Raw genomic sequence first — 5,460 nt, 5'->3', positions numbered from 1 at the left:
ATTCGTGAGCAGACGCCTCATGTCAAAAAGGTGATCGTCTTTGATAGCAAAGGTCTGCGTAGCCTAGACGATGATCAGGTGATATTTTTAGATGAGCTATATACTATCGGTCAAAACGTGGACAGTGCAATAGAGCGTTTTAGCGCTTATATTGATCAAGGAGACACAAACGATGTCCGCACCCTTATCTATACCTCTGGTACCACAGGCGATCCAAAAGGCGCTATTCTCACCCACGCCAATATCCTCTTTGAGCTAAAAACCAGCATCGATACCCTGCCTATTTTGCCCACTGATGAGCAGCTGTGTTTTCTGCCCTTATGTCATGTGCTTGAGCGCCTCACCTCAGTAGATCTGCCTATTCATCGAGGCTGTATCGTCAACTTCGCTGAGAGCACTGAGACGGTATTTGAGAACATGAAAGAGGTCTCGCCTGATACCTTTACTGCCGTACCAAGGCTGTGGGAAAAGATGTATGCCTCCATCAGTAATATGCGTAGCGATGCCAGTGCATTGAACGGCTGGGCCTTTGATAAGGCTATAAAAGCTGGTCATGACTACGCGGATATCACGATGGCAGGCAACACGCCGACAACGGGTCAACGCCTGCGTTATCAGTTTTGGGATAAGCTGGTGTTATACAAAATACGTGACCTGATAGGCATGAGTAATATCCGCCGCGCAACCACAGGGGCGGCGCCCATATCGCTCGATATTATCCGCTGGTTTCATGCCATAGGTGTGCCTATCTATGAAGGCTACGGCATGACAGAGAGCACAGGGGTAATATCGGTAAATACGCCTGAGGAGCAAATGCCTGGCAGCGTAGGTAGAGCACTGCCAAACTCACAAGTGCGTATCGCGGACAATGGAGAGATACTCGTAAAGGGCGGTCACGTGTTTGCCGGCTACTGGAACAAGCCTGAAAAAACCGCTGAGGATATACGGGGTGGCTGGCTTCATACAGGTGATGTTGGTGAGATAAAGGATGGCTATATATTTATCACAGGTCGTATCAAAGACATTATCATTACCGCAGGCGGCAAAAACGTCACGCCAGCCGCTATCGAGAGCAAACTTAAATTCTCGCCTTATATCTCAGACGCGGTCATCATTGGTGATAGACGCAAATATCTAAGCTGTTTGGTTATGATCGATCAAGAAAATGTCGAAAAGTTTGCACAAGACAATCAGGTCATGTTCTCAGATTTTCGTTCGCTGTGTCATGCGCCAGAAGTTATCGCCTTAATAGATGAGGTGATTCAAGACACCAATAAGACACTAGCGCAAGTGGAGACGATCAAGCATTTTCGCCTTATCGATGTGCTGCTCAGTCCTGAGGATGATGAATTAACAGCAACTATGAAACTCAAAAGAAATCTCGTTGAGAAAAAACACCGCGCGCTTATCGATTCTATGTACTAGTTTAGATTTTTTGCACAAACGGCAGTATCAAAAGTGAACACTAACAGCGACTTAAGTCGCAAGGAGAGAGGCAATGAAATGGACATTCAAGACCACGCTACTAGCACTATCTGTCGGTACGATAGGGCTGGTCGGCTGTAGCAATTCAGAGACGCCAGCGGCGAGCGGCACAGATACTGAAACCGCTGCTACTACGAGTGACGTACCTGTACAAGGCGTAACGGATACTGAGATCCTCCTTGGTAGTGCTAATGATTTATCAGGTCCGTTTGCAGGATTTGGTAATCCTGCAGTAGCAGGCGCTAATATGTACTTTGATGAAGTCAATGCAGCAGGCGGCGTCAACGGTCGCATGATTCGCTACATCGTCGAAGATCACTCTTATCAAGTACCAAAAGCGGTACAGTCTGCCAATAAGCTTGTGAGCCGTGATAAAGTATTTGCCATGCTGATGTCGCTAGGTACCCCGCACAACTTAGCGAGTTTCCCTATAATGGATCGCGCCAATGTCCCTAGTGTCATGCCGCTCACTTTTGCTCGCGCTATGCAAGAAGAGGGCGATTTTGATCGTCGTTATACCTCTGGTAGTACTTATTATGACTCCATAAAATTAGGCATGGAGTACCTGATTGCCGAAAATAATATGAGCAATATATGCGTCATGTATATCCCTTCAGATTATGGTGAAGAGACTAATGAGGCGGCCAAAGATATCACTGACAACAATCCTAATGTTACCTTAGTAATGGCAAGCTCGCATCGTCCAGATGAGACAGACTTTGCAGGAGCAATCGCTAAGCTAAAAGAAGCAGATTGTGATCTTGTCGCATTGTCTCTCACCATTCGCGGCGCTATCACCGCAGTCGGTACCGCAAACGCTATGGGCTGGACTGATGTCAAGTTTGTCGCACCTGTCACAGGCTTTCATCCCGCCGTTGCCGATGCTCCAGGCGGCGCTAGTGAAGGGCTATATGCCGTATCGTACTACAATGATTTGGCGCTAAGAGCGAACGAGCCTGAGACCAAAGCTTTTGTCGATAAGTACAAAGCAGCAACCGGTGAGGATGTATCAGCAGGCGCTATTCTTGGTTATCTTTCAGCTAAAGTAACTGTTGAAGGTCTAAAAGCTGCAGGCAAAGATTTAAATGCCGATACCTTTAACACTGGTATGGAGACCGTCAGCTTCGTAGATGGGGTAACAGGATCGACAGTCGCTATTTCGCCTGAGAGCCATGTCGCGATCAACGATATTTACTTATCGCAAGTACAAAACGGCGCATGGAAAACCGTAACTCAGCTTAAGTAGTTTGCTACGTCTTCCGATTTTGTAACCAACAAGCCATACACCCGTATGGCTTGTTTTACTTTTGGGCCTTAGTTTTGACAAGTTATAGCTTAATAACTACTCAAAAAACGCTCAGTAATAGCTATCGATACAATGCCTTATTTTGTAGCTGTACAGATTTTAATGTTATAAGTGTACAATTGTAAATTGAAATTGTTGTCATTCGTAGTCAACACCTTGCAACGAATCCGCTTATTTGCCAAACTGCTATGAGGCGTCATGATATATAGCGCCCTATAATACTGTCAAAGGAAGATGACCATGACTCAAGAATCATTCCCTGTACCAGCAGAGTTTGCTGCTACTGCCAACACCTCACCTAAGCAGTATGCTGATGACTACAAGATGTCGGTGGCCTCAACCGATGACACTGATGCTTTTTGGGCCAAGCGCGCCCAGAGGATTGACTGGATTAAAGCGCCGACTATCATTAGCGATGTCAGTTATGATCTAGACGATTTTCGTATCAAGTGGTTCGAGGATGGCACTCTCAATATCGCCGCTAATTGTCTAGATCGTCACCTCAAAGCCAATCCGCACAAGCCTGCGATTATCTGGGAAGGCAATCATCCCTCTCAGCACAAAATTATCTCCTTTAAAGAGCTGCATAACGAAGTATGCCGCTTAGGGAATGCCATGCGCAAAATGGGCATCGCTAAAGGCGACCGCGTCACCATCTATCTACCGATGATACCTGAAGCTATCGTCGCTATGCTGGCCTGCGCGCGTATTGGCGCGGTGCATTCGGTAGTGTTCGGCGGCTTTTCTGCTGAGAGCCTAGGCAATCGCATTGTCGATAGCCAGTCCAAACTCGTCATTACCGCGGACGAGGGCTTGCGCGGTGACAAGATTACCCCGCTCAAAGCCAATGTCGACCGCGCGCTCAATATGGAAGGCACAGGCTGCGTCAACCAAGTGGTCGTCGTCCACCGCACAGGCAATTCGGTACCGATGAGTGGTCGCCGTGACGTCTGGTATCATACCCTTATTAGTAGTGAAAATGAGCATTGCGAGCCTGAAGTTATGGATAGCGAAGACCCGTTGTTTATGCTCTATACCTCAGGCTCAACGGGCAAGCCAAAAGGTGTGCTACATACCACAGGCGGCTACATCACTTATGCGCTATCGACCTTTTGCGATGTGTTCGATATAAAAGACGATGACATCTATTGGTGTACTGCTGATGTTGGCTGGATTACGGGTCATACCTATAGCGTTTATGCGCCGCTTGCTAATGGCACAACGACCATGATGTTTGAGGGCGTCCCTGAATATCCCTCGTGGGCACGTATCGGTCAGATCATCGACAAGCATGATGTCAGCGTACTCTACACTGCGCCCACAGCTATACGCTCAATGATGAAAGAGGGTGACGCGTTCGTGCGAGAGTCGGATCGCTCAAGTTTGCGCCTGCTTGGCACCGTTGGCGAGCCGATCAACCCTGAGGCTTGGGACTGGTACTTTGAGGTAGTCGGGCAGGGGCGCTGTCCTATTGTCGATACGTGGTGGCAAACAGAAACGGGCGGTATTTTGCTCGCTCCGATACCGGGAACTACTGCGCTTAAGCCAGGCGCTGCGATGAATCCTCTTTATGGTATCGTGCCACAAGTGATCGATACCGATGATACGGTGTTAGATGGGCCTGCTGGTGGTAATCTGGTCATTAGTAACAGCTGGCCGGGGCAGATGCGCACTATTTATAATGATCATGAGCGGTTTTTAGAGACTTATTTTACCCAGTACCCAGGCTTTTATTTTACAGGGGATGGAGTATACCGCGATGAGGAAGATCATTATTGGATTACAGGCCGTGTCGACGATGTCCTCAAAGTCTCAGGGCACAGGCTGGGTACCGCCGAAGTTGAGAGTGCTATCGACTCGCACCCCTCGACCGTTGAAGCTGCAGTCGTTGGCATGCCGCACGATATTCGCGGCGTCGGAATAGCTGCTTTTGTTATCCTCAATATGGGTGAGGCAGCAAGCGATACGTTAAAAGCAGAACTCAACCGTCATGTGCGTATGGAGATTGGACCTATTGCCAACCTCGATGCTATCTACCTCGTCGATGCGCTGCCCAAGACTCGTTCAGGCAAAATCATGCGCCGCATCTTGCGCGACTTGGCCGCTGGACAGTATGTCGGACTTGGTGATTTATCAACGCTTGCGGACAGTACAGTTATCAATAGCATTATTGAGGTCGTCAAAGCAGAAGATAAAGTGCACCCGTGTTAGTGACGTTTAAGATTTTAACCAGCCATGTTACCAAAAGTAGCATGGCTTTTTGCTGCGCTATAAAATAGGCTTGTTATACTCTCTGCATCCTTTTTCTGCTGACAAGGCTTGTTATCACTATGACTCATTCTACTGCATCTACTAATGATCAAAATAACCCTAAAATAGCCATCATCGGTGGCGGCCTGACAGGATTGTTTACGGCGACTTTGTTAGAGCGTGCGCTTGGTGACAATACGGTCAGCATTACTATCTTTGAAAAATCTCGTAGCGTCGGTCGCCTAGCGACTCGTTATCGTACAGGCAGTACACACAGTGATAAACAATGGCAGTGGGACTTTGGCGCGCAGTTCTTTACCGCCAAGTCAGTTGAGTTTTCACGCTTTATTGCGCCTTGGCTGGACTCAGGACTGTTGCAGCCTTGGCTTGCACAGGTTGTCAATACAACGCCTGCCAAC

General features: G+C 48.0%; 4 protein-coding genes. All 4 read left to right on the top strand.

Features of this window, described 5'->3' with window-relative positions:
- The coding region (locus ACTXGO_RS09115) for an AMP-dependent synthetase/ligase (RefSeq protein ID WP_443574153.1) at positions 1–1,425 on the top strand (1,425 nt) is incomplete at its 5' end.
- 73 nt (positions 1,426–1,498) lie between these two features.
- Positions 1,499–2,731, top strand: a complete 1,233-nt coding sequence (locus tag ACTXGO_RS09110) for an ABC transporter substrate-binding protein (RefSeq protein ID WP_317199560.1) — start codon at positions 1,499–1,501, stop codon at positions 2,729–2,731.
- Positions 2,732–3,031: 300 nt separating this feature from the next.
- Positions 3,032–5,002 carry an acetate--CoA ligase gene (gene acs, locus ACTXGO_RS09105; RefSeq protein WP_443574151.1) on the top strand — a complete coding sequence of 657 codons (1,971 nt, stop codon included), beginning with the start codon at positions 3,032–3,034 and terminating at the stop codon, positions 5,000–5,002.
- A 119-nt stretch (positions 5,003–5,121) separates the two neighbouring features.
- The coding region (locus ACTXGO_RS09100) for an NAD(P)-binding protein (RefSeq protein ID WP_443574149.1) at positions 5,122–5,460 on the top strand (339 nt) is incomplete at its 3' end.

The sequence above is a fragment of the Psychrobacter sp. T6-1 genome, assembly GCF_052258445.1.
This window is presented reverse-complemented; position numbering and strand designations above follow the sequence as displayed.

What these genes read in the sequence shown, in the direction of transcription:
- acs (WP_443574151.1), top strand. Translation starts at nt 3,032, where the DNA reads ATGACTCAAGAATCATTCCCTGTACCAGCAGAGTTTGCTGCTACTGCC.
- ACTXGO_RS09110 (WP_317199560.1), top strand. Translation starts at nt 1,499, where the DNA reads ATGAAATGGACATTCAAGACCACGCTACTAGCACTATCTGTCGGTACG.